Source organism: Actinopolyspora biskrensis (assembly GCF_013408175.1).
In the GTDB taxonomy this organism is placed as follows: Bacteria; Actinomycetota; Actinomycetes; order Mycobacteriales; family Pseudonocardiaceae; genus Actinopolyspora; species Actinopolyspora biskrensis.
The window spans coordinates 49,993-75,056 of sequence record NZ_JACBYW010000006.1 but is presented as its reverse complement, the minus strand read 5'-3'; the positions used below and the strand labels follow the sequence as shown (position 1 = coordinate 75,056).

At 70.0% G+C, this 25,064-nt stretch carries 25 protein-coding genes; 12 read left to right on the top strand and 13 right to left on the bottom strand.

Annotated features, from left to right (window positions below; genetic code table 11):
* Positions 1 to 10: 10 nt before the first annotated feature.
* The 3 genes from FHR84_RS16035 to FHR84_RS16025 form a co-directional block, all read right to left on the bottom strand.
* The gene (locus tag FHR84_RS16035) at positions 11 to 892 is read right to left on the bottom strand and encodes an SDR family oxidoreductase (protein ID WP_179536350.1); all 882 of its coding nucleotides are present in this window, start codon (positions 890 to 892) and stop codon (positions 11 to 13) included.
* Between the two features lie 177 nt (positions 893 to 1,069).
* Positions 1,070 to 1,756, bottom strand: coding sequence for an HAD family hydrolase (locus FHR84_RS16030; RefSeq protein WP_179536349.1), 687 nt, complete (start codon positions 1,754 to 1,756; stop codon positions 1,070 to 1,072).
* Positions 1,757 to 1,952: 196 nt separating this feature from the next.
* Positions 1,953 to 2,609: a DUF305 domain-containing protein gene (locus tag FHR84_RS16025; protein WP_179536348.1), complete on the bottom strand. Its 657-nt coding sequence runs from the start codon at positions 2,607 to 2,609 to the stop codon at positions 1,953 to 1,955.
* A gap of 585 nt (positions 2,610 to 3,194) precedes the next feature.
* Here FHR84_RS16025 and ctaD point away from each other — a divergent pair.
* The 4 genes from ctaD to FHR84_RS16005 all read left to right on the top strand — a co-directional run bounded on the left by ctaD (position 3,195) and on the right by FHR84_RS16005 (position 8,051).
* Entirely contained in the window at positions 3,195 to 4,961 is a 1,767-nt protein-coding gene (gene ctaD / locus FHR84_RS16020) for an aa3-type cytochrome oxidase subunit I (protein ID WP_179536347.1), read from the top strand.
* 167 nt (positions 4,962 to 5,128) lie between these two features.
* The gene (gene serB / locus FHR84_RS16015) at positions 5,129 to 6,364 is read left to right on the top strand and encodes a phosphoserine phosphatase SerB (RefSeq protein WP_179536346.1); all 1,236 of its coding nucleotides are present in this window, start codon (positions 5,129 to 5,131) and stop codon (positions 6,362 to 6,364) included.
* Between the two features lie 12 nt (positions 6,365 to 6,376).
* Positions 6,377 to 7,018: a Pr6Pr family membrane protein gene (locus tag FHR84_RS16010; protein WP_179536345.1), complete on the top strand. Its 642-nt coding sequence runs from the start codon at positions 6,377 to 6,379 to the stop codon at positions 7,016 to 7,018.
* Between the two features lie 166 nt (positions 7,019 to 7,184).
* Positions 7,185 to 8,051, top strand: a complete 867-nt coding sequence (locus FHR84_RS16005; protein ID WP_343075303.1) for a peptidyl-tRNA hydrolase — start codon at positions 7,185 to 7,187, stop codon at positions 8,049 to 8,051.
* Here FHR84_RS16005 and FHR84_RS16000 read toward each other — a convergent pair.
* Positions 8,045 to 8,845, bottom strand: a complete 801-nt coding sequence (locus tag FHR84_RS16000) for an SDR family oxidoreductase (protein WP_179536344.1) — start codon at positions 8,843 to 8,845, stop codon at positions 8,045 to 8,047. The two genes, FHR84_RS16005 and FHR84_RS16000, sit on opposite strands and share 7 nt — an antisense overlap.
* A gap of 176 nt (positions 8,846 to 9,021) precedes the next feature.
* Positions 9,022 to 9,930 (bottom strand): LysR family transcriptional regulator, encoded by a 909-nt coding sequence (locus tag FHR84_RS15995; protein ID WP_179536343.1) that lies wholly within the window; start codon positions 9,928 to 9,930, stop codon positions 9,022 to 9,024.
* 224 nt (positions 9,931 to 10,154) lie between these two features.
* On the opposite strand from FHR84_RS15995, the gene FHR84_RS15990 reads away from it, so the two are divergent.
* Entirely contained in the window at positions 10,155 to 11,171 is a 1,017-nt protein-coding gene (locus FHR84_RS15990; RefSeq protein WP_179536342.1) for an aldo/keto reductase, read from the top strand.
* A 65-nt stretch (positions 11,172 to 11,236) separates the two neighbouring features.
* Here FHR84_RS15990 and FHR84_RS15985 read toward each other — a convergent pair whose 3' ends face one another.
* From FHR84_RS15985 to FHR84_RS15965, 5 genes are all read right to left on the bottom strand, one after another.
* Positions 11,237 to 11,899, bottom strand: a complete 663-nt coding sequence (locus tag FHR84_RS15985) for a CbiQ family ECF transporter T component (RefSeq protein ID WP_179536341.1) — start codon at positions 11,897 to 11,899, stop codon at positions 11,237 to 11,239.
* Positions 11,896 to 12,570, bottom strand: a complete 675-nt coding sequence (locus tag FHR84_RS15980) for an ATP-binding cassette domain-containing protein (protein WP_179536642.1) — start codon at positions 12,568 to 12,570, stop codon at positions 11,896 to 11,898. The genes FHR84_RS15985 and FHR84_RS15980 overlap by 4 nt, the downstream gene beginning before the upstream one ends.
* A 92-nt stretch (positions 12,571 to 12,662) precedes the next feature.
* Complete coding sequence (locus FHR84_RS15975) at positions 12,663 to 13,805, bottom strand: thiolase family protein (RefSeq protein ID WP_179536340.1); 1,143 nt, start codon at positions 13,803 to 13,805, stop codon at positions 12,663 to 12,665.
* Positions 13,802 to 15,244 (bottom strand): AMP-binding protein, encoded by a 1,443-nt coding sequence (locus tag FHR84_RS15970; RefSeq protein WP_179536339.1) that lies wholly within the window; start codon positions 15,242 to 15,244, stop codon positions 13,802 to 13,804. Before FHR84_RS15970 ends, FHR84_RS15975 begins: the two co-directional genes overlap by 4 nt.
* Positions 15,241 to 15,843, bottom strand: coding sequence for a biotin transporter BioY (locus tag FHR84_RS15965; RefSeq protein ID WP_179536338.1), 603 nt, complete (start codon positions 15,841 to 15,843; stop codon positions 15,241 to 15,243). Before FHR84_RS15965 ends, FHR84_RS15970 begins: the two co-directional genes overlap by 4 nt.
* A gap of 359 nt (positions 15,844 to 16,202) precedes the next feature.
* Between FHR84_RS15965 and FHR84_RS15960 the strand changes: the two genes are divergently transcribed.
* Positions 16,203 to 16,487: a hypothetical protein gene (locus tag FHR84_RS15960; protein WP_179536337.1), complete on the top strand. Its 285-nt coding sequence runs from the start codon at positions 16,203 to 16,205 to the stop codon at positions 16,485 to 16,487.
* 84 nt (positions 16,488 to 16,571) lie between these two features.
* Here the strand turns inward: FHR84_RS15960 and FHR84_RS23345 are convergent, their stop codons facing one another.
* The 3 genes from FHR84_RS23345 to FHR84_RS15945 all read right to left on the bottom strand — a co-directional run bounded on the left by FHR84_RS23345 (position 16,572) and on the right by FHR84_RS15945 (position 20,787).
* Positions 16,572 to 18,581 carry an ATP-dependent DNA helicase gene (locus FHR84_RS23345; RefSeq protein WP_218863044.1) on the bottom strand — a complete coding sequence of 670 codons (2,010 nt, stop codon included), beginning with the start codon at positions 18,579 to 18,581 and terminating at the stop codon, positions 16,572 to 16,574.
* Positions 18,582 to 18,878: 297 nt separating this feature from the next.
* Positions 18,879 to 19,436, bottom strand: a complete 558-nt coding sequence (locus tag FHR84_RS15950; protein ID WP_179536336.1) for a nicotinamidase — start codon at positions 19,434 to 19,436, stop codon at positions 18,879 to 18,881.
* Between the two features lie 49 nt (positions 19,437 to 19,485).
* Positions 19,486 to 20,787, bottom strand: a complete 1,302-nt coding sequence (locus FHR84_RS15945; RefSeq protein ID WP_179536335.1) for a nicotinate phosphoribosyltransferase — start codon at positions 20,785 to 20,787, stop codon at positions 19,486 to 19,488.
* Between the two features lie 73 nt (positions 20,788 to 20,860).
* Between FHR84_RS15945 and clpS the strand changes: the two genes are divergently transcribed.
* The 6 genes from clpS to FHR84_RS15915 all read left to right on the top strand — a co-directional run bounded on the left by clpS (position 20,861) and on the right by FHR84_RS15915 (position 24,882).
* Positions 20,861 to 21,154, top strand: coding sequence for an ATP-dependent Clp protease adapter ClpS (clpS, locus tag FHR84_RS15940; RefSeq protein ID WP_179536334.1), 294 nt, complete (start codon positions 20,861 to 20,863; stop codon positions 21,152 to 21,154).
* Positions 21,155 to 21,170: 16 nt separating this feature from the next.
* Complete coding sequence (locus FHR84_RS15935; protein WP_179536333.1) at positions 21,171 to 21,734, top strand: DUF2017 family protein; 564 nt, start codon at positions 21,171 to 21,173, stop codon at positions 21,732 to 21,734.
* Between the two features lie 202 nt (positions 21,735 to 21,936).
* Positions 21,937 to 22,995: a P1 family peptidase gene (locus FHR84_RS15930; protein WP_179536332.1), complete on the top strand. Its 1,059-nt coding sequence runs from the start codon at positions 21,937 to 21,939 to the stop codon at positions 22,993 to 22,995.
* A gap of 92 nt (positions 22,996 to 23,087) precedes the next feature.
* A complete protein-coding gene (locus tag FHR84_RS15925; protein ID WP_343075301.1) occupies positions 23,088 to 23,543 on the top strand; it encodes a M67 family metallopeptidase in 456 nt (151 codons plus the stop codon).
* Positions 23,544 to 23,624: 81 nt separating this feature from the next.
* A complete protein-coding gene (locus FHR84_RS15920) occupies positions 23,625 to 23,903 on the top strand; it encodes a MoaD/ThiS family protein (RefSeq protein ID WP_179536330.1) in 279 nt (92 codons plus the stop codon).
* A 28-nt stretch (positions 23,904 to 23,931) separates the two neighbouring features.
* Positions 23,932 to 24,882 (top strand): cysteine synthase, encoded by a 951-nt coding sequence (locus tag FHR84_RS15915; RefSeq protein ID WP_179536329.1) that lies wholly within the window; start codon positions 23,932 to 23,934, stop codon positions 24,880 to 24,882.
* Positions 24,883 to 25,064 lie beyond the last annotated feature (182 nt).

The window sequence follows — 25,064 nt, the reverse complement described above, 5'->3', positions numbered from 1 at the left end:
AGGACCTCGATCAGTCCCCGGACTGCAGTTTCTGGTTCCGCGTGCTGAAACCGCGTCCCAGTCCGGCCACCTCGGACTCCATCTGCGGCATCAGCCTGCGCACGGTGGGTTTCATCAGGCGTTCCACCAGCCGGGAAGCGGGCAGGTTGCGCAGCCAGTGCATCAGCATGACCGACCTCGGCACGTAGATGCGCCGGGCGCGTCGTTCGATGCCCGCGGTGATCGCCCGCGCGCAGTCCTCCACCGTGGTGGTCGAGTGCATCGGCCACGGTAGTTTCGCGCGCATAGCCCGGAAACTCGGCAGGTCCGCTGAGGCGTCGCGGACGAGGTCGGTGTCGATCCAGGAGGGGTGCGCGCTGCCGACGTCCACCCCGAGGTGGCCCATCTCGGAGCTCAGCGCGCTGGCCAGTGCTTCGGAGCCGGCCTTGCTCGCGGTGTAGGCCGCCATGCCTCCTATCGGGGCGAAGGCGGACAGCGAGGAGACCACCAGCAGGTAGCCGCGTCGTTCCACGAGGTGCGGAAGTCCCGCGCGTGCGGTGTGGAAAGCCCCGTTGAGGTTCACGTCGACGGTTTTGGTGAAGGCCCTGGGGTCGTGGTGGCGGACCGTGCCGAACGGTGCGACGCCCGCGTTGGCGACCACGACGTCGATGCCGCCCAGTTGCCGTGCCGTCTCGTCGAGCGCGGCGCCTATCGAGTCGGCGTCGGTCACGTCGGCTTCGAACCACACGTGGCCGGTGCCGAGCTCGGCGGCCACGGCGGCGAGCTCCGCGGGCTCCAGACCGATGAGCGAGATCAGCGCGCCCCTGCGGGCGAGTTCCCGCGCGGTTTGGGCGCCGATTCCGCGTGCGGCACCCGTGATGGCAACGACTTTGCCCGACATCGACGTGGGCATGGGGCCTCCCTGGCTCGGCGAGCTGGCTACGGCGGTGGCCGGTCGGAAAGCGGACCGGCTAAGTTACCCATAGTAGGTTACTGAGCCGTAAAGTAAAGAGGATCGAGCCGAAGGGATGGCCTGCCCGGGACGTGGCCACGCGGAGAGCGGCGTTCCGCTGGAGGGGAGGAAGGCCGATCAGAAGTGCTCGCCGAGCTCGTGGAACAACCCGATCTCGCGGAAGTCCTCCCGCTGCCCGGGAAGATCACGCATCTCCAACGACCAGGTCTGCGGGTGCGGGACGAGCACCGCGTTCAGCCCCGCGTTCAGCGCGGGCCAGACGTCCGAGCCGGGAGAGTTTCCGATCATCCAGGTGCGGGAGGGATCCAGCGCCCGTTCGGCGACGAACCACTCGTACGTTTCCGGGGCCTTCTCTGCGACGATCTCGACGTCGGTGAACAGGCCGCTCAGCCCGGAGGCCTCGATCTTGCCGGTCTGCTCGGTCCGATCACCCTTGGTGAGCAGGTACAGCTCGTGCCGCCGGGACAGCTCACGGAGCGTCTCCGCGACCCCGTCGATCAGTTCGATCCGCTGCTCCCTGATGGGGGCGCAGGCGCTGCGCAGCTCGGCCAGGTCGGAATCCGTGACGCCGCGACCGTCGCGGAGCTCGGCCAGGCACTCGGCGAGACTGCGTTCGAAGCTGTCCACTCCGTAACCGTGGATCCGGCAGTTGACCTTCTCCACCTCGTCCAGCCTGGAACGTACCTGCTCCCGCGAAAGACGCGGATGGGCCAGGTGGTCGATGAACGACTCCACGGCGCGCTCGAACAGGACGTTGTTCTCCCACAGCGTGTCATCGGCGTCGAAGACGAGATTCTGCCGCATCGTGTCACCCGAACAGGTCGGTCCAAGGATTGCCGGGCGGGTACTCTAGGCGGTACCCGCCCGGGATGAACACCTCCGTGCGGGGCGGGCGCAGGTCGGCGCCCGTCAGCCGCCCGACGTCGGGCCTCCCGGAGCGAGGTCCCGCGGGAGGCTCCGCCGAGCGACCACTCACGAGAGCCGAGACGGCAGGCTCGTCTCAGAGCTGCTCGCGCAGCTGCTTCAACTCGTCCAGCTCCTCCTGCCTGGAGTCGAGGATCCGCTGCGCGATCGACTTCACCTGTTCGTCCGACCCCTGGTCGAGTTCGGTCTCGGTCATCTCCACGACCGATTCGTGGTGCTCGATCATGGCCTTGACCCACAGCCCCGGGAACTGGCCCCGCTGCGCCTCCTCCAGCTCGGTGACCTCCCCGGAGACGTCGGCGCTCGGCATCTGCGAGTTCTGTCCCGCTTCGAGGTCCTCGGCCGTGACCTCGCCCTCACCGTGCTCGGACAGCCAGCTCTCGAGCTGTTCGACGTTCTCGCCGTGCTGCTGTTCGAGCTGCTCGGCGAGATCCGTCACGTTCTGCCGGCTGGCGTTGTTCAGCGCGACCTCGAGCAGCTGCTGCTCGGCCCGGTGATGGGCCACCATCTGCTGGGCGAACTCCAGGTCAGTGTTGACGTTTGCCGTCTCGGCACCCTCGGCGGGAGTCTCCGCGGGGGCGATCGCGCTCGCCGGCGGTGGGGTTCCCGCTGCGGGCTTCTGCTCGCTGGCCTGCTCGTAGTTCGGCGAGCAGCCGGTCAGTGCCAGGACCGCAGCGGCCCCCAGGATGCCGATGATCGTGCTTTTGCGCACCGTAGCTTCGCCTCCGGACATGCTGATCCACCCCGGGCGAGCCGAGTGCCGGGCACGTCGACACGCCTGCGGAGCCCTTCGTACCGCTGAAGTTCCGTTCCACCCGCGCGGGTGGTCCACCGTCAGCTTAAGGGGTCCTTTCGGGACGAGTCGCGTAGGTGGTGGGCCCTCGGGCGTGTACACCCCGCGCCCCGGAGGGGGCTGTGGTGGACAGCGACCCCGTGAACAGGGGAGGAAGGTGCGCGAGAAGTGAGCACGGATGAGCCCGGGCGGATCCGTGCGGGGCCCTCCGGCAACACCGGTCGAAGTGGACCGGGGCGCCCCCGCGCGCGGAGCGGACGCGGAGCGGAGCCGTCCTCGTGTGTTGGATGGATCTCAGCTCGGGTGCTTCGGGAGAAGTCGATGAATAGGGTGACTACGGCCCGGACGCAGCGGAGTTGAGGGTCAGAGCTAATATCCGCAGATGGCAGTAACCCAACCGAGCACCGGCAGGCCAAGCTCACCGACGCCGGTTGCGGCGCTGTCATCAGGGTTAGCCGGCCCGGACGGGCCGGGCGGTCCCGTGGTCGGGGCCGACAACGTCTTCGAGGCAGTGCAGGAGGCACCGTGACGGCCGTCGCGCCAGAGCCGATCACTTCGCGCCCCTATCCGGTGCGAAAGACGTCCAAGGGATCCACACTGCTGGGGCTGCTGCGCACCACCGATCCCAAGCAGCTCGGCATTCTCTACCTAGTCACCTCGATGGGTTTCTTCCTGGTCGGCGGTCTGATGGCCATGCTGATCCGTGGTGAGCTCGCGGTGCCGGGGATGCAGTTCCTGTCGCAGGAGCAGTACAACCAGCTGTTCACCATGCACGGCACGATCATGCTGCTGCTGTACGCGACCCCGATCCTGTTCGGTTTCGCCAACTACATCCTGCCGCTGCAGATCGGCGCCCCCGACGTGGCCTTTCCGCGGTTGAACTCGTTCTCCTACTGGCTTTACCTGTTCGGCGGGCTGACCGTGGTGAGCGGATTCCTCGCTCCCGGTGGCGCCGCCGACTTCGGCTGGTTCGCCTACACACCGCTGTCCGACGCGATCAACTCCCCGGGAATCGGCGCGGACCTGTGGATCTCCGGCCTGGTCGTCTCCGGCCTCGGCACGATCCTCGGCGGTGTCAACATGGTGACCACCGTCGTCTGCATGCGCGCGCCGGGCATGACCATGTGGCGGATGCCGATCTTCACCTGGAACATCCTGGTCACCAGCGTGCTGATCCTGATGGCCTTCCCCATCCTCACCGCCGCGCTGATGGGACTGCTGGCCGACCGGCAGTTCGGTGCGCACGTCTTCGACCCGGCCAACGGCGGTGTGATCCTCTGGCAGCACCTGTTCTGGTTCTTCGGCCACCCGGAGGTCTACATCGTCGCGCTGCCGTTCTTCGGCATCGTCACCGAGATCTTCCCGGTGTTCTCCCGCAAGCCGCTGTTCGGCTACACCGGCCTCATCTACGCAACCCTCGGCATCGCCGCGCTCTCGGTGGTGGTCTGGGCCCACCACATGTACGCGACCGGTGCGGTGCTGCTCCCGTTCTTCGCCTTCACCACTTTCCTGATCGCCGTGCCCACCGGTATGAAGTTCTTCAACTGGATCGGCACCATGTGGCGCGGCCAGATCACCTTCGAGTCCCCGATGATCTTCTCCGTCGGGTTCCTGGTGACCTTCCTGTTCGGCGGGCTGACCGGGGTGCTGCTCGCCGCCCCGCCGATCGACTTCCACGTCTCGGACACCTACTTCGTGGTGGCGCACTTCCACTACGTGCTCTACGGCACGATCGTGTTCGCCACCTTCGCCGGGATCTACTTCTGGTTCCCCAAGATGACCGGCCGGATGATGGACGAGCGGCTGGGCAAGGTGCACTTCTGGCTGACCTTCATCGGCTTCCACACCACGTTCCTGGTGCAGCACTGGCTGGGCAACGAGGGGATGCCGCGGCGGTACGCCGACTACCTGCCGACGGACGGGTTCACCACGCTCAACATGATCTCCACCGCGGGGGCGTTCCTGCTCGGCGCCTCGATGCTTCCGTTCCTGTGGAACGTGTTCAAGAGCTACCGCTACGGTGAGATCGCCGATGTGGACGACCCGTGGGGCTACGGGAACTCGCTGGAGTGGGCCACCTCCTGCCCGCCCCCGCGGCACAACTTCACCGAGCTGCCGCGAATCCGCTCCGAGCGTCCGGCCTTCGAGTTGCACTATCCGCACATGAGTGACCGGATGAGGCTGGAGAACCACGTCGGGTTCTCCGGGAAGCCGCTGGCGCACGCGGGGGCTTCCGGCGAGTCCGCGCAGGAGAGCGGCGTTTCCGAGGAGCGCAAGCTCGACGAGAAGTGATATTCGACCTAACGACCCCCTTCACGGGTGTGTCACGGTAAAACCGCTCGACGGGGAGCCCCGGCCGGTCGGCCGTCCGACCGGTCCGGGGCTCTTGTTGTTCGGAAGCTGTTTTCCGAACCCCGTAGGGTGGACCGTAGCCGAATATCGAGGGAGTGCCGTCAGTCGTGACCACGTCGAATCCCACCACCGTGCTGATGACCGTTACCGGAGCGGACAGACCGGGCGTCACCTCGGTGTTGTTCGCGGCACTGACCAGGCACGGGGTGGACGTGCTCGATGTCGAGCAGGTCGTGATCCGCGGGCGACTGGTGCTCGGGGTGCTCGTCTCCACCGAGTACGACCCCGAGCAGCTGCAGGAATCGGTCGAGCAGGCCATGGCGACCGTCGGGATGTCGGTCGAGGTCGACATCGACGCGGAGGACGGTCAGGCCGACAAACTCGGCTCGACCCACGTGGTGACCGTGCTGGGGCAGCCCGTCACCGCGCGCAGCTTCTCGGAGGTCGCCCGCAAGCTGGCCGAGACCGACGTCAACATCGATTCCATCCAGCGTGTGGCCGACTACCCGGTCACCGGCCTCCAGCTGCACGTGACGGCAGCGGAGACCGGTGAGCACACCGACGAGCTGCTCACCGCCGAGATGGCCCAGCTGTCCGAGGGCAGCGGGGTCGACGTCGCGGTGGAGCGCACCGGGCTGTCCCGCAGGGCCAAGAGGCTGGTCGTGTTCGATGTCGACTCGACCCTGGTCCAGGGCGAGGTCATCGAGATGCTCGCGGCGAAGGCGGGACGCGAGGAGGAGGTCCGGAGGGTCACCGAGCAGGCCATGCGCGGGGAGGTCGACTTCGCCGAGTCCCTGCGCCGCAGGGTGGCCGTGTTGGAGGGGCTGCCCGCGTCGGTGCTGGACGAGGTGGGCGCGGAACTCCAGCTGACCCCGGGAGCCAGGACCACGGTGCGCACGCTGCGGCGGCTCGGTTACCACACCGGTGTCGTCTCCGGAGGTTTCACCAGGATCATCGACCACCTGGTCGACGATCTCGGTCTCGACTTCAGTGCGGCCAACGACCTCGAAGTCGTCGACGGTAAACTCACGGGCCGTGTCGTCGGTGAGATCGTCGACCGCGGGGGCAAGGCGCGTGCGCTGCGGCGCTTCGCCGAGTCCTACGACGTTCCGCTCTCGCAGTGCGTCGCGGTCGGGGACGGGGCCAACGACATGGACATGCTCGCTACGGCCGGGCTGGGTGTGGCGTTCAACGCCAAGCCCGCGCTGCGGGAGATAGCGGACACCGCGCTGTCGCACCCCTTCCTGGACGCGGTGCTGTTCGTCCTGGGCGTGACCAGAGCCGAGGTCGAGGCCGCCGACGCGGAGGACGGGTTCGTCGCGCGTGTGCCGCTGGAAACGTGAGGTGGCTGGTACATGCTGTCCAGCGGGGCGCGGGTCGTGCGCCTGGCGCGGATGCTGCTCGGAACTCTGGCGGTCGTCGCCATCGGAAGGCAGTTCCTCGCCGAAGTGGGGCTTGCCGACTTCTCGCCGGTGAACTTCTTCAGCTACTTCACGATTCTCAGCAACATAGCCGCCGGACTGCTGTTGTTCCGGCTCGGGGCCGCGCCCGGCCGAGGTAGCCGTGCCGTTCTGGAGTGGCTGCGCGGAGGCATGACCGTCTACATGGCGACCACGGGGGTCGTGTTCGCGCTGCTGCTCGACGACGGGGATCTCGGGCTGACGTTGCCCTGGGTGAACACGGTGATGCACCGGGTGATCCCGCTCGTGATGCTGGTCGACTGGCTGCTGGTCCGGCCGCGTGCGCGTGTCGCTTACGGTCGTGCGGTGGTGTGGTTGACCGTCCCGCTGGTGTACGTGACCTACGCGTTGGTGCGGGGTGCGGTGACCGGGTGGTTTCCGTACCCCTTCCTGCGGCCGGAGATGGTCGGCGGTGTGGACGGGGTGCTGTTGCACCTGATCGCGATGGCCGTGGGCGTAGCCGCGGTTTCGCTGCTGGTCGCGTGGCTGGGCAACGTCAGGGTGCGGGAGCGAGCCGAGGTCGCCCTTCCGGCTTAGTCCATGTTCGGCGGTGCCGACTGCGCAGGCTCAGAGCACCTGGTTCGGACAGTGCCCTTCTGCCGGGAGTTCCTGGCCGAGGCCTGGGGTGCCGGTGGGCAGGGTGGGTGTGAGTACCCGCATTCCCGAGTGGGGTGTGCGTGGTGCGCGCGGGACAATCGGTCTCGTGAGTGATCCCGCCGCCGTTCTCCGGCCGCTGACCGATCGTTACGCCTCGTGGCTGTCCTTGCCGGATCATTCGACAGCCGACACCTCGGACGAGGATCCCGAGGACGTGGTGCTGATGCCGGTGGTGCTGCGCATCGAACGCGGCGCACCACCGGCTCGTACCGAGCTGCTCGAGGCGGCCGCCTCGGCGGCGGTGGCGTTGTGCCTGGACGAGCGCGGTTCCGCGGGAGGCCCCTGGCACCAGGCGGTTTCCGAGTGGGTGAGCGGACGAATCCGCAAGGTCACCCGACGCGCGCGCGGCTCCCACTGGCGCGCCGTGCTGGAACTGCCGGGCGTCACCTTCTCCGTCGGCGGGGCCGAGGTGCGTGCGCTGCTGCCCACCCGGCTCTCCGAGATGCCGCGTGAGCTGACCAGGTTGCAGATCTCCGGCAGCGAACTTCCCCCGGACGAGCCGGGCCCCGCTCCCTCCGGTGCTCCCGTGCTGTGGCTGAATCCCGAGGTCGACATGAGCGCCGGGAAGGCGGCCGCCCAGGTGGGGCACGCGACGATGATCCTGGCGGCCCTGCTGCACGGGGACGCGTGCTCCGGAGGCGAGCGGGGAGCCACGGCCGAGCGGCACCTCCGCGACTGGAAGGGGCACGGCTTCCGCTGTGCCGTGCGCACTCCCGGGGTGGCGCGGTGGAACGAGCTGCTTCCCGGGCGGGATCCGGCCGGTGCGTGGCGGGAGCGGGGGATCGCGGCCGTCCGGGACGCGGGATTCACCGAGATCGACCCGGGCACCGTCACCGTGCTGGCCCAGTGGGGCGATTTTGAGGGGAGGGGCCACCGCTCCCCGGTGGTGGTCCCCACTCCCGGTTATCAGTGAATGGGATCTCCGATCCTGGGGTGTGGTGTGTCGTGGCGGGCGGGTTGTGCGGACTTGCCGCCGTCCACGAACACGGTGGTTCCGGTGATCCATCTCGCCTCGTCCGAGGCCAGGAAAGTTATGGCTGCCGCTACTTCTTCAGGGGTTCCTTCGTGTCCCATGGGGTAGGAGGCATTGATCCGCTCCTTCGGAAGATCTTGAATCGTTCCGGAGAAGCTCGTTTCCACGAAGGCCGGTGCGACGCTGTTGACCCGGACATCCGGCGCGAGTTGGTCGGCCATGCCGCGGCACAGCGACTCCAGGGCGCTCTTGGTCATCGAATAGGCGGGCAGGCGGACGTTGGTGTGGGCGGCGAGCGAGCTGAGCAGTACCACCGATCCGCCGCCGTCGGCCATTCCCCGCTCGTAGGCCAGCTTCGTGTACTCGAGCGCCGCCACGACGTTCAGGTCGAAATCCTTGTGCAGGAGCTCCGGATCGAGCTCCAGGACGGAAGTGTTCTTCGAGATGTTGGAGGCCGCCGCGTAGACGAGCACGTCCAGCCGCCCGAGGGATTCCACGGCCCGCTCGACCGTGCTCCGGCGCTGTTCGGCTCTTCTGGCGTGTCCAGGTATCGGTGTCACTGTCGCACCGCTGGCGGCCGAGATGTTCCGGGCCGCCTCGGAGAGGCTGTGCTCGTCCCGGCCCGTGATCGCCACCGCGCCGCCCTCCTCGGCGATGCTCCTGGCCGCGGCGAAGCCGATCCCCCGCGAGGCGCCCACCACGAGTGCGGTCCTGTCCTCGAATCTGCCGGTCACCTGTTGCCTCCGTTCGCGCGAGCGATTCCTTCGTTGCTCTCCGCGAAGCTAGTGAGCAGCGCTGACACGGTGCTGACGCGAACGTGACGCCGTTGGGGGCCTTGTTGCGACCGACTGCTCGGCGGCGCCCGCACCCGTGCGGAAGGCCGGTTCGCCGCGTCGATGTGCGCTCGAACCTACCGACTGCCGGGGACGGAGGAGCCGAGCAGTGTCCGCCGGAACTCGGTGACCAGGGGCCGCAGGTCGACGTGGTGCCAGGCCGCCCACAGGCGCACCGAGGAGGGGAACCAGGGGATTTCGCGCAGCGTGACCTCGGAGGGGGTGCTGTCGCGCATGCTGCGCTGGATCAGCGCCAGTCCCAGCCCGGAGGCGACCAGTCCCAACGCGGCCAGCGGTTCGGGGGCGCTCGTGCGGACGGTGGGGGTGAATCCGGCTTCCACGCACGAGGCCAGGAACTTGTCGGAGTCGTTGCCCGCGGGACCGCCGTCGGCCACGGTGATCCAGGACTGCCCGTCCACATCGGCCGGAAGGACGTCCTCGCGCTCGGCCAGCGGGTGCTGAGCCGGCACGGCCAGCATGAGCGGGTCCTCGAGCACCAGTGCCGATTCCAGAAGAGGGTCCTCGTCCTCCGGTGGCGCGTCCACCAGAGCCATGTCGAGGCTGCGCCGGCGCAGTCCCTCCAGCTGGTCCGCGGCCGACTGGTCGTACAGCGCGATGTGCACGTCCGGCCGGTCCCGGCGGATCGAGCGCAGCGCGCGGGGGAGCACACCGGCGTGCAGGGCGTGCCCCACGTAACCGAGGCACAGTCCGCCCGTTTCGCCCCGTCCGAGCCGTTGGCCGAGTGATTCGAGCCTTTCGGCGTGCCGCAGCAGCGCCCGCGCCTCGCCGAGGAACACCTCGCCGTCGGCGGTGAGCCGGATGCGTTGCCGTCCGCGTTCGAACAGCACGCAGCCGAGGCGCTTTTCCAGTTCGGCGATCCGGCGGCTCAACGGGGACTGCGAGATGTGCAGCGCTTCGGCCGCACGCCCCACGTGCTCGGTCTCGGCGACCGTGACGAAGTAGTGCAGTTGACGCAGGTCCAGCATTCGTCGGAGTTTCCCGTTTCGGTTCGTTCGGCGGAGGCGGAACCTCCAGCTGTCCCGTGAGCGGGTGCTCGACACCGGGGGCGTCGTGGGTCCGCCATCCAAGACCTTCGCGGAATCAAGTCTCGCTTATCGAGTCTTAGACAGTCATACGGGTCGAGTCTAGCGTCGTAGTGGAAGGCACGGGGGTGGCTGAGCCGTCCTCACGCTGACAACGAGGAGCACACATGAGCATCCGGTCGTTACTGACCGACAGGGCACTCGGATTCGGGGCGGCCCCGCTGGGCAACATGTTCCGCGCGGTGTCCGAGGAGGACGCACTGGCCACGGTCGAGACGGCGTGGAACGAGGGCATCCGCTACTACGACACGGCGCCGATCTACGGAGCCGGCCTCTCCGAGATCCGGCTCGGGCAGGTGCTGGCCCGGTACCCCCGCTCCGAGTACGTGCTCAGCACGAAGGTCGGCCGGACGGTCGAGGACGAGATCGAGGAGCCGACCGAGCGGGACCTGGGGGACAAGGGCGGGCTGTTCGAGCACGGACGCAGGAACAAGGTCCGGGACGACTACACCTACGACGGCACCGTGCGTGCGATCGAGCAGAGCCTGGAGCGGTTGCGCACCGACCACATCGACGTCGCGTGGGTGCACGACGTGTCCCCCGACTTCCACGGCGACGACTGGATCGACGCCTTCGCCACCGCGCGGACCGGCGCGTTCCGGGCGCTGACGAGTCTGCGGGATCAGGGCGTCATAGGCGCCTGGGGACTGGGCGTGAACACGGTCGAGCCGTGCGAACTGATCCTGGGGCTGGACGAGCCGGAGCCCGACGGATTCCTGCTGGCCGGGCGCTACACCCTGTTCGACCACGCGCACGCCGTGCAGCGCTTGCTGCCCACCTGCCTCGAGCGCGGCGTCGACCTCGTCGCAGGCGGCCCCTTCAACTCCGGCGTGCTGGCGGGCGGCAGGCACTTCGAGTACCAGGAGGCCTCCGCGGAGGTGCTCGAGCAGGTCGAGCGGCTGCGCGGTGTCGCGCAGGACCACGGGGTGGATCTCAAGGCGGCCGCGCTGCAGTTCCCGCTGGCGCACCCGGCCGTGGCCGCCACGATCCCGGGAATGTCCCGGCCCGAACGCGTGAGCCAGAACCTCGAACTGCTGCGCGCGCCGATCCCCGGGCAGTTCTGGCGGACACTGCGCGAGGAGAAGCTGGTCTCGGAGGACGTTCCGCTGCCCACCGGCGAGTGAGCCGACCGCGGCCGCGCTCGTGAGCAGGACGTCGTCGCGACACCGGCCCGCGAGGAGGCCCGAATTCAGTCGTCCCCGCGTTCGGGCGGGGCGTGTTCGGAGCGCTCCGGTTCCTCCGGGGCGGTGTCGCCCACTCCGCGCGCGGCCAGCGCCTCCCCGAGCTCGTCGGCGTGGCGCAGCGTGCGCACCAGGAACGGTACGGCGAACGCCGAAACCGAGCGGGTCGCGTTCCGCGCCCGCTGGGCCTGCCGGGTCTGCTCGGCGATGGTCGACAACGCCCCCACGGCCTGCACGGTCAGCCCGACCAGCAGCCCGAGAAGCTCCGGACGGACCCCCAGCCCGCGGGTGGGGGACAGCCCGCGCTCGATCGCGGAGACGAGATCACCGATCCTGGTGGTGAGGGTGAACAGGTTGGCCGCGCTGATCGCGACGAGCAGCCGCAGGCACACCACGGTCGCGCTCTCCGGGCCGATCAACCACCACTGCAAGGCGAACACGGCCGCGAGCAGCACGAGCAGCAGCCGCATCATCCGGAACACCCTGCCCGGCCCGATGCGTGCCGTGACGAATCCGACCAGCACCGCCACGCCCCCCAGGGCGAGCGGAACGGGTTCGTCGAAGACGACGATCACGGTGGCGAAGGCGATCAGGCCGAGGAACTTCCACCCGGCCGGAGTCCGGTGCAGCGGGCTGTCGCCGGGTTGGTAGAGACCGAGCGGGGAACTCACGTCACCAGCTCCCTGTAGTGGCGCAGCGCGCGGCCGGGTTCGTCGTCGGCGACGATTCCTCCCCGGTCGAGGACCACGACGCGCTCGAAGTCGTCCAACAGCTCCAGATCGTGCGTGACCAGCACGACGCGCTGCTCCAGAGCCTGCAGCCGTTCGACGAGGAGCCGCTTGTTGCGCAGGTCGAGCAGCGTGGTCGGTTCGTCGCAGACCAGCACCTCGGGGTCGAGCACCAGCATGGAGCACAGCGCGAGCAGCTGTTTCTGCCCACCGGAGAGCTGCTGCGCCGGGTGGTCCGCGTACCCCTCCAGGCCGTGTTCGGCCAGCGCGGCGGCAGCCCGGTCCTCCCGCTCCTTCTTGGACAGTCCTTTGCGGCGCAGCGAGAAGGCTACGTCCTCACCGGCCGTCGGCATGACGATCTGGGAGTCCGGGTTGGTGAACACGAAACCGACCCGCGAGCGGACGCGCTTGCCGTCCCGCACCGGGTCGAGGCCGTCCACCAGCACCCTGCCCCGCGTGGGGTGCACCAGCCCGTTGATCATGCGGGCCAGCGTGGACTTGCCGGAGCCGTTGGCGCCGACGAAAGCCACCCTGCGCTCCGTGATCCGCAAATCGATCCCGGAAAGCACCGTGTGCTCGCCGTAGGTGTGTCCCACTCCGTCGAACTCGATCAATCGTTTCTCCCATCGGGACGCGCGGAAGCGGAGACGTCCGGTGCGCGGGCCGCGCGCGCTTCCGGCGCGGTCGTCGTTCTCGGTGGAGGCGTTCAAGGGACCAGCTCCCACACGGTGGCGACCCCGATCCCGCCTCCCGAGGACAACGCGGCCATTCCCACCCGGTGCCCGTGGGTCGTCATCCGGTGGAACAGCCGGACGAGCAGTACCGCCCCGGAAGCTCCCCACGGGTGCCCGAGGGCGATCGCCCCTCCGTCGGGACTCACCGCCCGTTCGTCGATCCCCACGGCGTCCGTGCAGGCCAGCACCTGCCCGGCGAACGCCTCGGTGAACTCGACCACATCGGGGGCGCGGCCAGTGGCCCCCAACGCGGAGCGCATGGCGGGAACGGCAGCCAGCCCGAGCCGGTTGGGATCCGCACCGCTGGTTTCCCGGGCCAGCAGGCGGACACCCGGCACCCCCAGCCCGCGCCTCTCGCTTTCCGTGGTGACCGCCACCACCGCCGCACCGTCGCTGATGCCGCACGAGTTCGCCGCCGTGACGGTACCCCCGGCGGTGAACGCGGGCGGGAACCTGGCCAGCCTCCGCTCGCCGAAGCCCGCGCGTGGCCGCTCGTCGGTGCGGACCCCGTTCACCTCGACGAGCTCGGCCTCGAACGCTCCCGAGCGCTGCGCCTCGACGGCGCGCCGGTGGCTGCGCGCCGCGAAGCGGTCCTGCCGCGCCCGGGAGATCCCCGCTTCGGCGGCGACGAGATCGGCGGCCGGCCCCATGTCGGGGTCACCGATCTCGGCGGGGGCGAACGGCGCGCGGGAGTAGAAGACCGGCGGTTCGGCCGCGTCCCGCGGGCGCCGGGCCCGCCACGGAGCCGTCGACGCGCTCTCCGCGCCCCCGGCCAGGTAGTACTTCCCGGCGCCGGCGGCCACCAGGTCGGCGGCGGTGACGACCGTGCTCAGCCCGCTCGCGCACTGGCGGTCCACGGTCGTTCCCGGCGTGCCGTGTCCGAGGCCCGCGCGCAGCGCGGCGACCCGCGCGGGGTTCCCGCCGGGGCCGCGCGTGTTGCCCAGCAGCACGTCGTCGACCCGGTCGAACCCGCTGTCGCCCAGGGCGGCTTCGAGCGCGCCCGCGGCGAGCCGGTCGACGGCCACATCGCGGAGCGATCCGCCCGCGGTGCCGACGGGTGTGCGGCGCGCGGCGACGATCACGGGGGTGTGCGGGTGAACGCCGGGATCGGTCATCGCAGCGTCCCGGTGGGGAGCTCTCCCGAATCGAGCTGGTCCTCGATCCGGCCCCGGGCCGGTTTGCCCGCCGGGGTGCGTGGAAGCGCTCGCGCGGAGAGCCAGCGGCGCGGGCGCTGTGCGCTGCTCAGCGACTCCCTGGCCACCCGGCGGAGTTCGGCCACGGGGGGAGGAGCGGAGGGGTCGACTTCGAGTACCGCGGTGACCAGGGAACCGAATCTGGGGTGCGGGGTGCCCACGACCACCGCGTCGGCCACCCCGGGGACGGAACGCAGCACGTTCTCCACCCGCTCGGCCGGTACCAGCTCGGCCCCGCTGCCGATGGTGGCGGAACCACGTCCCAGCACGGTGAACCCGCCGTCGGCGTGGGCGGAGGCGAAGTCCCCCACGCTGTGGAAACCGGGTTCCGCGGGGGTCAGCGCCCCGGACTCCATCCGTCCGGAGAAACCCAGCGGGGAACGCACCCACAGGGTCCCCGTGCCGCCGGGGTGGACCACGTGCGGCCCGTCGCGGATCTCGGTCTCCACGTGGCGGGCCGGGCGCAGCAGCCCGTCGGAGCCGCGCAGGGCCACGACCGAGTGCTCGGCCGATCCGTAGTACTCCACCAGCTCGCAGCCGGGCAGCGCTTCCGCCAGGCGCTCCCGGAGCCGCGCGTCCGGTTCGGCCCCGCCGCAGATGAAGCGGCGCACCCGGCACCGCGCACGCGCCCGCGGATCGCGTTCGAGCACCGCGAGCAGCGCAGCGAGCATGGACGGCACGAGGTGCACGGCGCTCGCCCTGGAGCAGGCCTCCGCCGCTTCGTCCGCCGACCAGCGTTCGAGCAGCTCCACCCCGGCACCGAGGTGCATGGCGTGCAGAGCTCCGAACAGGAACAGCGACGAGCTCAGCGGGCCGGGGACAAGCACCGTGTCCTCCCCGGTTATGCCGACCTCGAAGGCCTCGAAGCTGTACCACCAGGAGGAGCGGGTGCGGGCGAGGACCTTGGGACGGCTCGTGCTGCCCGAGGTGGTGGGGAAGTGGAACAGGCTCCGCCCCGAGCCGCGCGCGGCGAATCGGGGGGCCGGGGTTCCGGGTTGCCCACCGGTCCACACGTCCGGAGCGACGTCCTCGAGGACCGCCGCGCGTTCGGCTGCGCTCCACCCCGGTTCGAGCAGCAGCGCACCGGCGCCGAGCAGGTCGGAACCGAGCAGGTGGGCGAGCCGGTCCGGGGCGGTGCCGTCGCCCTCGACGGCGACCCGGCTGCCCTCGGCCGCTCCGGAGGAGTGGAGCTCGGCGGCAGCGGCGTGCGCCGAGCCGACCAGTTCGGCGGCGGTGAGGCCGCGGGAACCGTGGTGGAGCGCGCGGGGCAGGCCTCCCGCCAGGATCGGGGGAACCGCCTCGGGCGGGACGTCCGTGCCGGGCGCTTCAGGACCCGGTCGCGTGCTCGCAGCCGGGTTCATGCTTTCGCCGCTGCCTTCCGGCGGGGCAGGGAGTTCGGGAAGGCGCGGTGCACGGCAGCCGCGACCAGCGAGACCAGCACGATCTTGGCCAGGTCGCCCGGGAGGTAGCCGAGGGAGGCCACGCCTGCCGCGCGGAGGTCGCCGATCGCCTGGGCCATGAAGGGGACGCCGAACAGGTAGTCCACGGCGATTCCGGCCAGGTTGGCCGGCAGCAGCACCGCGAGGGTGGGCCTGCGTGCCGCGGACACGATCAGTCCCACCACCAGTGCCGAGGCGATCCAGCCCACGAGGAATCCGCCGCTGGGACCGAAGAACGGGGCTATTCCACCGCGCCCCCCGGACAGCAGCGGCAGCCCGAGCGCGACCAGCACGAGCAGCAGCAGCACCGAAGCGGCACCACGGCGGGCTCCGAGCAGGCTGCCAGCCAGCAGTGGACCGGTGTTCTGCAGCACGATCGGCACCGCCGCACCGGCCAGGTAGATACCGGGGAAGGTGCCGAGCACCGCGGTGAACGCGGCGAAGACCACGATGCGGGCCAGGTCGGCGGCCGGCTGTGCGCCACCTGACCGCCCTTCCGAGGGGCGGGGGGATTCGGTCACGCTGTTCTCCTGCGGAAACGTTCGGGAGGGGCCCGGAAGCGTGGACGGACCGCTGGTTCGGCGCGGTCCCGTCGTGCCTCGGGCGGAACAGCGGACAACCTAACCGCGATCGTCGGCATTACAGAAAAAATCCGGCGCTGTTGTGGGAACTCCACAACGAGCGAGGTGCCTCGCCGCGTGGAGTCCGCGTTCGGTCTTGTCGGTGCTCGGCCGGTGCCGCCGGTGAGTGGCCGTCACGGGGATCGGGTTCCCGCCTCCGCCGGGTTTACCCGGGCCAGGAAGGGAAATCCCGGGGGTGGTCCAAGAAGTGCCCGGCTCCGCCACCCGCTGGCAGCGGGCGTGATCCGAGAGGTGTTCGCATGATTTCGATGCTGCGCAAATACGGAATGGACTCGGACAAGATGTTCGGGGCGGGGATCGCCTCGATACTCTTCTCGGTCGTCTCCTGGGCGGCCTCCCGCGGTCTGCAGGGAGAGAACCTGGCTCGTGCCGACAGGTGGGGGATCTTCGTCGGGGAGTGGGCCCCGACGTTCTTCGCGCTCGGCGTGGCCATGCGCCTGGAGGAGTACACGCATCCGGAGATGCCCGAGCAGTCCGAGCGTCAGCGCGAACGCGACATGAGCACTTCCGGTTCCGGTAGGTGAACGGGCTCGCGACCGGAGCGCCGGCACGGGGCGTGACTCCGGGAGGGACCGACCCCGGCCCGCCGTGGAGCACGCCCCGTCCGCTCACCGGTTCGCCGCCGCCGAGTCCAGCCGCCGCAGCGCGCCCCGAACCACCTCGGGGTCGTGGGTGCTCCAGAACGGGGGCAGCGAGGCGCGCAGGAAACTCCCGTAACGAGCGGTGGCCAGCCGGGGGTCGAGCACGGCGATCACCCCGCGGTCGGCGGCCGAGCGCAGCAGCCTGCCCGCGCCCTGGGCCAGCAGCAGCGCGGCGTGGGTTCCCGCGACCGTGATGAACCCGTTGCCCCCGTTCGCCGAGATGGCCTTCTGCCGCGCCGAGGCGAGCGGGTCGTCCGGCCTGGGGAACGGGATGCGGTCCATCACGACCAGTTGCAGCGACTCACCGGGCACATCCACCCCCTGCCACAGCGACAGGGTGCCGAACAGGCTCGTGGCCGGGTCCTTCGCGAAGGAGTCCACCAGCAGTCCCGTGCTGTCCTCCCCCTGGCACAGCACCGGTGTGGACAGTCGCTCCCGCAGCTCGTCGCAGGCCTGACGTGCCGCCCGCATGGAGGAGAACAGGCCGAGGGTGCGGCCTCCGGCCGCCGTGACCAGCTCGGCGAGTTCGTCCAGATAGGACTCCGGGAGCCCGTCCCTGCCGGGGGAGGGCAGGTGCCGGGCGACGTAGAGGATGCCGCTGCGCCGGTAGTCGAAGGGTGATCCCACGTCGAGACCGACCCAGCTCGGCTCCGCTCCGTCGGAAGGGGGTTCTTCGGCGGTCGCGGTCTCGGGAGCGGGACGGGCCGCCCGCTGCGGAGGCAGCCCCCACTGCCCGGCCAGCGTGTCGAAGGAACCGCCGAGCGCCAGCGTCGCGGAGGTCAACACGGTCGTCCGCTGCTCGAACAACCGCTGGCGCAGCAGCCCGCCCACCCCGAGCGGAGCCACCTTCAGCGCGGGCGCGCGGCCGTTCTCCGCGCTGATCCACACCACGTCGTGCCGCTCCCCCTCCGGGGCGTCGAACCCGTCGAGCAACCGCATCGCGGTGTCGTGGACCTCCTGGGTGGGCGCCAGGGCGAGTTTGCGGACGCTGCCCGTCTCCACGTCCTCGCGGTGCTCGGTCCCCAGCGCGGTCACGCAGGCACCGGCGGCGTCCCGGACCCCGGAGAGCGCGGAGGTCAACTCCCGCGGCAACTCCTCCAGCCTTCCGGGAGCCGATTCCCCGAGCACGAACTCGAGTCCCTCACCGGCCTCGTTCAGCCGGTCGGCGATCTCCTCGTCCACCGCGCGGCCGCACCTCTTGGCGGCCTGCTTCACGGCGGAACCGGAGAGCTCGCCACTGGCGGCTGAAGTCACCCGGTCCACCAGGTCGTGCGCCTCGTCGACCACCACCATGTCGTGCTCGGGAAGCACCGGGCGGTCGTCCAGCGCGTCGATCGCGAGCAGGGCGTGGTTGGTGACCACGATGTCCGCGCGCCCGGCCTCGCCGCGGGCCCGCTCGGCGAAGCAGTCCGCACCCACCGGGCAGCGGTGCGCCCCTAGACACTCGTTGGCCGTGACCGACATCTGACGCCACGCGCGTTCCGACACCCCCGGGACCAGCTCGTCGCGATCCCCCGTATCGGTCTCCGAGGACCACTCGCGCAGCCTGCGCACATCGCGTTCCAGCGCGGAGGTCGCGGAGGGGTCGAACAGCGCGGACTCCTCCGGTTCCTCGGGAGCGTTGCCGTGCACCCTGTTCAGGCACAGGTAGTTGCGCCTGCCCTTGAGGATCGCGAACGTCGGCCTCCGGCCGAGCCCCTCGGAAAGCGCCGTGGCCAGCCGGGGCAGGTCGCGGTCCACCAGCTGCCGCTGCAACGCGATGGTCGCGGTGGAAACGACCACGGTCGTGTTCGCGGCCACGGCGTGCCGGATCGCGGGAACCAGGTAGGCCAGCGACTTCCCGGTTCCGGTTCCCGCCTGAACGGCCAGGTGCTCACCGGAGCCGATGGCGTTGTCCACCGCCTTCGCCATCGCGGTCTGGCCCTCCCGCGGTGTGCCGGAAACGGCTCCGACCGCGACCGAGAGCAGCGTGTCCAGATCGGCGGGCTCCGCGCGTTCCGTCGTGTTCGGGGTGGGGAACTCGCCCGCCCCGGAAGAGGTCTGCTCCGGCTCGGGAGCGCTCTGCTCCACGAGTTCGGGAGGTAGTTGTTCGGTGCCGTCGGGCTCGAATACGTCGGAAACGGACCAGTTCGGAACGGAAGCGGGCACGTTCGCCGACGTTACCGCAGCGGCCTTCGGTGCCCTCCGCTACCCGATGCCGGGCCTCGGCGGAGCGAGAGCCCGCAGGAGGTTCCGCCACGCGGCGGTCCACGACAACCGAAGCGGGGAAACCGGTCAGCCGCGCACCACCGGCTCGCCGGAGAGGGTCACCCCCGCCGCGCGCAGCTGCTCCCGGGCGCGTCCCACGGTCTCCTCCGCGACCCCGGCAGTGAGGTCGAGCAGCACCCTGGTGTCGAAACCGGACTCGGCGGAGTCCAGCGCGGTGGCGCGCACGCAGTGGTCGGTGGCCAGACCGACGACGTCGACCGAGGTCACGTCCCGCTCGGCCAGCCACTCGGCCAGCCCGTTGCCCTCGAACCCCGAGTACCCGTGGCTGTACTGCCCCTTGGAGAAGACGGCCTGGATCGGGGCCACATCCAGCTCGGGATGGAAAGCGGCCCCGGCGCTTCCCGCCACGCAGTGCACCGGCCAGGAGGTCACGAAGTCTGGGTTCTCGGCGAAGTGGTCCCCGGGATCTATGTGATAGTCCCTGGTCGCGACCACGTGGTCGTGCTCGGCCGTGGCGAGGTGACTCGAGATCGCCGAGGCGATCCCGGCTCCTCCGCTCACGGCCAGCGCGCCACCCTCGCAGAAGTCGTTCTGCACGTCGACGACGATCAGCGCCCTGGTCATCCTCGCACCTCCAACCTTCCCGCCGCGCGGAACTCCACCCTCCGGCGCTTCAGTGGTTCTCGAACACCGTGGGGATGGCGGGCTCCCCCGAGGACAACTTGAGCCCCTCCCAGGGAAGGCTCACCAGCGCGTGCCGGAGTCGCTGTCGATTGTCCTCCAGCCCGGGCAGATTCTCGACCCTCCGGCCTCCCCGGATCAACGGTGTCTGCACGAACCTGTCGTGCGGTCCGGCCGCGGGCGGCTCGGCTCCCGCACCGTTGCGGTAGACGACCTCCTCCAGCGCGGTGCCGGTCGGCTTGTGCCTGCGCAACGCGGCCTTGCTCCCGCCGCGCGACTCCTTGTGCGAGCTGCGTTTGGCCACGGGGCGGCCGTCCACCTCGGCCAGTTTGTAGACCATCCCCGCGGTGGGGGCGCCGGACCCGACGACCAGGGAGGTCCCCACCCCGTAGACGTCCACCGGTTCCGCGCGCAGCGAGGCGATCGCGAACTCGTCCAGGTCCCCGGAAACCACGATCCGCGTGCCCGTGGCCCCGAGCGAGTCGAGCTGTTCCCGCGCCTGCCTGGCCAGCACCCCGACGTCCCCGGAGTCGATGCGCACGGCCCCCAGCTCGGGGCCGGCCACCTCCACGGCGGTGCGGATGCCCTCGGTGATGTCGTAGGTGTCGACCAGCAGGGTCGTGCCCGCCCCGAGCGCGTCGACCTGGGCCTGGAACGCCTCCCGTTCGCTGTCGTGCAGCAGGGTGAACGAGTGGGCCGAGGTTCCGGCCGTGGGGATCCCGTAGCGTGCCCCGGCCTCCAGGTTCGAGGTGGCCGTGAAACCGGCCAGATAGGAGACGCGGGCACAGGACACGGCCGAGTCCTCGTGGGTGCGGCGGGAGCCCATCTCGATGATGCGTCTGCCGTTGGCGGCCGAGGACATCCTGGTCGCCGCGGCCGCCACGGCGCTGTCGTGGTTGAGGATCGACAGGATCACCGTCTCCAGCAGCACCGCCTCGGCGAACGTCCCCCGCACCGTCAGCACGGGAGAGCCGGGAAAGTACAGCTCGCCCTCCGGATAGCCGTCCACGTCACCGGTGAAGCGGTACTCGCGCAGCCAGTCGAGCGTTCGCTCGTCGCACACCCGGTCGCGTTCGAGGACCTCCAGCGTCCGCTGGTCGAACCGGAAGTTCTCCACCGCGTCCAACAGCCGTTCGACGCCGCCGACCACCCCGTAGCGGCGCCCGTCCGGCAGGTTCCTGGTGAAGACCTCGAACACGCAGTCGCGCTGGGCCGTGCCGTCACGCAACGCGCTGCTGAGCATGGTCAGTTCGTAGTGGTCGGTGCGCAGCGCGGTACTGGCTGGATCGGTCATATACGCGAGATTACGTGCCGTGGGAAGGCACGTGGGCACCAGCCGCCGACCGCGAGCGTGTGAGAATGGGGACATGACCACCCCAGCCGAAGCGGAGAGCGCGCAGGTCGAACCGGAGGAAACCGGAGCGTCGGAACGGCCGTGGGTGACCATCGTGTGGAACGATCCGGTCAACCTGATGTCGTACGTGACCTACGTGTTGCAGAAGGTCTTCGGCTACAGCGAGGAACACGCCACCAAGCTCATGCTGGACGTGCACAACAAGGGGAGGGCCGTGGTCTCCTCGGGATCCAAGGAAAAAGTGGAGGGCGACGTGGCGAAGCTTCACGCCGCGGGCCTCTGGGCAACCATGCAGCACGACTCGTGAACGGACAGCGAACCCAGTGCAGGATTGGACACGCGACAACGGCCGGTTGGTGAGCGAACTCGAAGCCAACGAGGCGGCGGTGATCCGGGGCCTCGTCGGCGAGATCAAGGACATGCTCACCGCCCGTGCGGAGCAGGCTCCGCAGGACGAGCTGGCCGAGTTGACCGGGATGCGCACCGGCCCGAACACGCCGCCGCAGGAGAGCGTGCTGGCGAGGTTGCTGCCGGATTTCATCCGGCCGGACAGGGACAGCTTCGAACCCGAGGCCGAGGACGCCGACACGGCGGGGGCGCTGCGTTCGCTGCACGAACCCGACCTGATCGACCACAAGAGCGGAGTGGCGGAGACCGTGCTGGAAACCTGCCCGGAGCAGGGCGGGACGGTGTCGCTGACCGAGGACCAGGCCGACAGCTGGCTGTCCGCGATCAACGACGTGCGCCTCGCGCTCGGCACGGCGCTGGACATCTCGGAGGAGACCCCGGAGGAACCTCCGGAGGACCAGTTGCAGCGCGAGCACTACTACGTCTACCAGTGGCTCACCTGGGTGCAGGACAGTATGATCCGGGCCCTGACTTCTTGACCTACGTTTCTCGGTTCGGTTGACGTAGGTGGTCACTTGGCGGAACCCCTCGCGGGCTCCCGCTCCGGCGAGGCCCGACATCGGGTAGCGGCCTGCACGGTGGCTACTCGATGTGCCGGTTCCCGCAGCGAGACCCCGGCTGAGGTTCCCCCACGGAACCACCTGCTCAAGCCGAGCCGTCGACCCTCTACAGGACGGACTGATGGTCGACTCACCGCCCGGGGCGGGGCCGAACAACACGATCACCGATGTGACCGGGGTGTCGGTGGGGCACCGGCACCGGCTCGACGAGCGCTGGGCCACCGGGAGCACGGTGGTGCTCACGCCGGAGGGGGCCGCAGCCGGGGTGGACGTCCGAGGGGCGGGTCCCGGAACGCGGGAAACCGACGTGCTCGACCCCGACCACCTGGTGCAGCTGGTGCACGGGGTGCTGCTCGGCGGGGGCAGCGCCTTCGGGCTCTCCGCCGCTGACGGGGTGCTGCGCTGGCTGGCCGAACGCGGGCACGGGCTGCGGGTGGGGAGCACTCCGCACGAGGTGGTGCCGATCGTGCCCGCGGCCGTGCTGTTCGACCTCCCGATGAGCGACTGGGGAAGACGTCCGGACGCCACGTTCGGCTACGCCGCCTGCGAGGGGCGGACCCGCGGAGTTCCCGCGACGGGCAACGTCGGCGCGGGAACCGGGGCCGTGGCCGGGGCGATCAAGGGTGGTGTGGGGACGGCCAGCGCGGTGCTGGACGACGGAACCACTGTCGGCGCGTTGATCGCGGTCAACTCCTCGGGAGCGGTGGTCGACCCGCGGACGGGGCTGCCGTGGGCGCTTTCCAGCGGTCTGGAGGGGGAGTTCGACGTCCCCGCTCCCTCCGCCGAGGCGATCGCCGCGGCACGGGGGCGGAGCGCGCGCACGGACCGCGCCGGTGCGGAGATCGCCCCGCTGAACACCACCATCGGAGTGGTGGCCACCGACGCGGGATTCGGCAAGTCCGAGTGCCGCAGGATCGCCGTGGCCGCGCACGACGGTGTGGCCCGCGCGGTCCGCCCCGCGCACGGGATGACCGACGGGGACACCGTGTTCGCGCTGGCCACCGGGGACCGCTCCGGCGCTCCGGCCCCGGGCGAGCCCGGCTGGGTGGCTGCGCTCGACGCGGTTTGCACGGTGGCTGCCGAGGTCACGGCACGGGCGATCGTGCACGCGGTGCTCGCGGCCGGGTCGGTGGCCGCAGTGCCCGGTTACACACGCCTTTACCATCCCGAACGGGAATGAATCATGGTCGAGCGACGTTTCGACCTCAGGAACGATCCGCCACCGGGTTCACATCGTGGGACCCCGGTGACTCACCCCGTAGGATGGTGGCTGTGCTGGTGATCCGACGCGACCTCGTGGATGCGATGGTTGCGCATGCTCGACGGGACCACCCGGATGAGGCGTGTGGTGTGGTAGCGGGCCCGGAAGGGTCAGATCGCCCCGAGCGGGTGATCGAGATGATCAACGCCGAACGTTCGCCGACGTTCTATCGGTTCGACTCCACCGAGCAACTGCAGGTCTGGCGGGCCATGGACGCCGCGGACGAGGAACCGGTGGTCATCTACCACTCGCACACCGCCACCGAGGCGTACCCCTCGCGTACCGATGTGGCCTACGCCTCGGAACCCAACGCGCACTACGTGCTCGTGTCCACGAGGGACCCGCAGGAATACGAGCTGCGCTCCTACAGCATCGTCGACGGCGTCGTCACCGAGGAGCCGGTGGAGGTCGTCGAGTCCTACATGTTCGCCCACACCGGCAGCGACGACATCCCCGACCGAGGCTGAGCCCCCACGCCGCGCGGACGTGCGCGGCGTGGCTGTCGGGTGGATTTGCGAAATTACGTGTGGTTCACAGGAGGTTGCGCCATGGCAGTCAATGTTTCGATTCCGACTATTCTGCGCACTCACACCGGGGGGCAGAAGTCGGTTGAGGCCGACGGCAGCACCGTGGCCGAGGTGATCAACGATCTGGACTCGCGGCACACGGGACTCAAGGATCGGCTGGTCAAGGACGGTGCGCTGCACCGGTTCGTGAACGTCTACGTCAACGACGAGGACGTCCGGTTCGTCGGCGGTCTCGAGGCCTCGGTTTCCGACGGGGACAGCCTGACGATCCTGCCCGCCGTCGCGGGCGGCATGCGCTGAAGCGTTCTCTCGCGGGGAGGAGATTGACGTGGCCCGCTACGACTCGTTGCTGGACACCCTCGGGGACACCCCGCTGGTCGGACTGCCGCGGCTCTCGCCGTCCTCCGACGTGCGGTTGTGGGCGAAGCTGGAGGACCGCAACCCGACCGGTTCGGTCAAGGACCGGCCCGCGCTGGCCATGATCGAGGCCGCCGAGAAGGAGGGCACCCTCACCCAGGGGTGCACGATCCTGGAGCCGACCTCGGGAAACACCGGTATCTCCCTGGCCATGGCCGCTTCGCTGAAGGGGTACGGACTCGTTTGCGTGATGCCGGAGAACACCTCCGAGGAACGCAGGCAGATCCTGCAGGCCTACGGAGCGCGCATCGTCTCCTCCCCGGCCGAGGGCGGCTCGAACCAGGCCGTGACCGTGGCCAAGCAGCTGGCCGAGCAGAACCCGGACTGGGTGATGCTGTACCAGTACGGCAACTCGGCCAACGCCGAGGCGCACTACCGGGGGACCGGCCCGGAGATCCTGAGTGACCTCCCGAACGTGACGCACTTCGTCGCAGGCCTCGGAACCACGGGAACGCTGGTGGGTGTGGGGCGCTACCTGCACGAGCAGAAGCCGGGCACCCAGATCGTGGCCTCCGAGCCGCGCTACGGCGAGCTGGTCTACGGGCTGCGGAACCTGGACGAGGGCTTCGTTCCGGAGCTCTACGACGCCGACGTGCTCAACCGGCGGTTCTCCGTCGGCTCGTACGACGCGTTGCGGCGGACCCGCCAACTGCTGGAGTACGAGGGCATCTTCGCCGGTATCTCCACCGGTGCCGTGCTGCACGCCGCGCTGACGGTGGGTGAACGCGCCGTCGCGGCCGGGGAGCCCGCCGAGATCGTCTTCCTGGTGGCCGACGCCGGCTGGAAGTACCTGTCCACGGGCGCCTACGGGGGCACGCTGGACGAGGCCGCGCAGCAGTTGGACGGGCAGCTCTGGGCCTGATCCCCGGGGCGGGACTTCGTTCGGCGCGCTCTCGTGGCGGGGCTCCGCTGCGGCTGCGCACCGAGGGCCCGCCTCGGCGGAACCCCACCCGACTCTTGACGGTTTCGCGCGAAACCCTCTTTCCGGAAGTGTTCCGGGGTGACGGTTTCGCGCGAAGCGTTCGACCGGGAGCGCCGCGGGGA

Excerpts from the sequence above, each read along its gene's own strand:
- FHR84_RS15945 (WP_179536335.1), bottom strand. The coding sequence starts at position 20,787 with ATGACCGATCCAGCCAGTACCGCGCTGCGCACCGACCACTACGAACTG.
- FHR84_RS16025 (WP_179536348.1), bottom strand. The coding sequence starts at position 2,609 with ATGTCCGGAGGCGAAGCTACGGTGCGCAAAAGCACGATCATCGGCATC.
- FHR84_RS15990 (WP_179536342.1), top strand. The coding sequence starts at position 10,155 with ATGAGCATCCGGTCGTTACTGACCGACAGGGCACTCGGATTCGGGGCG.
- FHR84_RS16030 (WP_179536349.1), bottom strand. The coding sequence starts at position 1,756 with ATGCGGCAGAATCTCGTCTTCGACGCCGATGACACGCTGTGGGAGAAC.
- FHR84_RS15950 (WP_179536336.1), bottom strand. The coding sequence starts at position 19,436 with ATGACCAGGGCGCTGATCGTCGTCGACGTGCAGAACGACTTCTGCGAG.
- FHR84_RS15975 (WP_179536340.1), bottom strand. The coding sequence starts at position 13,805 with ATGACCGATCCCGGCGTTCACCCGCACACCCCCGTGATCGTCGCCGCG.
- FHR84_RS16035 (WP_179536350.1), bottom strand. The coding sequence starts at position 892 with ATGCCCACGTCGATGTCGGGCAAAGTCGTTGCCATCACGGGTGCCGCA.
- FHR84_RS15960 (WP_179536337.1), top strand. The coding sequence starts at position 16,203 with ATGATTTCGATGCTGCGCAAATACGGAATGGACTCGGACAAGATGTTC.
- clpS (WP_179536334.1), top strand. The coding sequence starts at position 20,861 with ATGACCACCCCAGCCGAAGCGGAGAGCGCGCAGGTCGAACCGGAGGAA.
- FHR84_RS15930 (WP_179536332.1), top strand. The coding sequence starts at position 21,937 with ATGGTCGACTCACCGCCCGGGGCGGGGCCGAACAACACGATCACCGAT.
- FHR84_RS16010 (WP_179536345.1), top strand. The coding sequence starts at position 6,377 with ATGCTGTCCAGCGGGGCGCGGGTCGTGCGCCTGGCGCGGATGCTGCTC.
- FHR84_RS15920 (WP_179536330.1), top strand. The coding sequence starts at position 23,625 with ATGGCAGTCAATGTTTCGATTCCGACTATTCTGCGCACTCACACCGGG.
- FHR84_RS15970 (WP_179536339.1), bottom strand. The coding sequence starts at position 15,244 with ATGAACCCGGCTGCGAGCACGCGACCGGGTCCTGAAGCGCCCGGCACG.
- FHR84_RS15995 (WP_179536343.1), bottom strand. The coding sequence starts at position 9,930 with ATGCTGGACCTGCGTCAACTGCACTACTTCGTCACGGTCGCCGAGACC.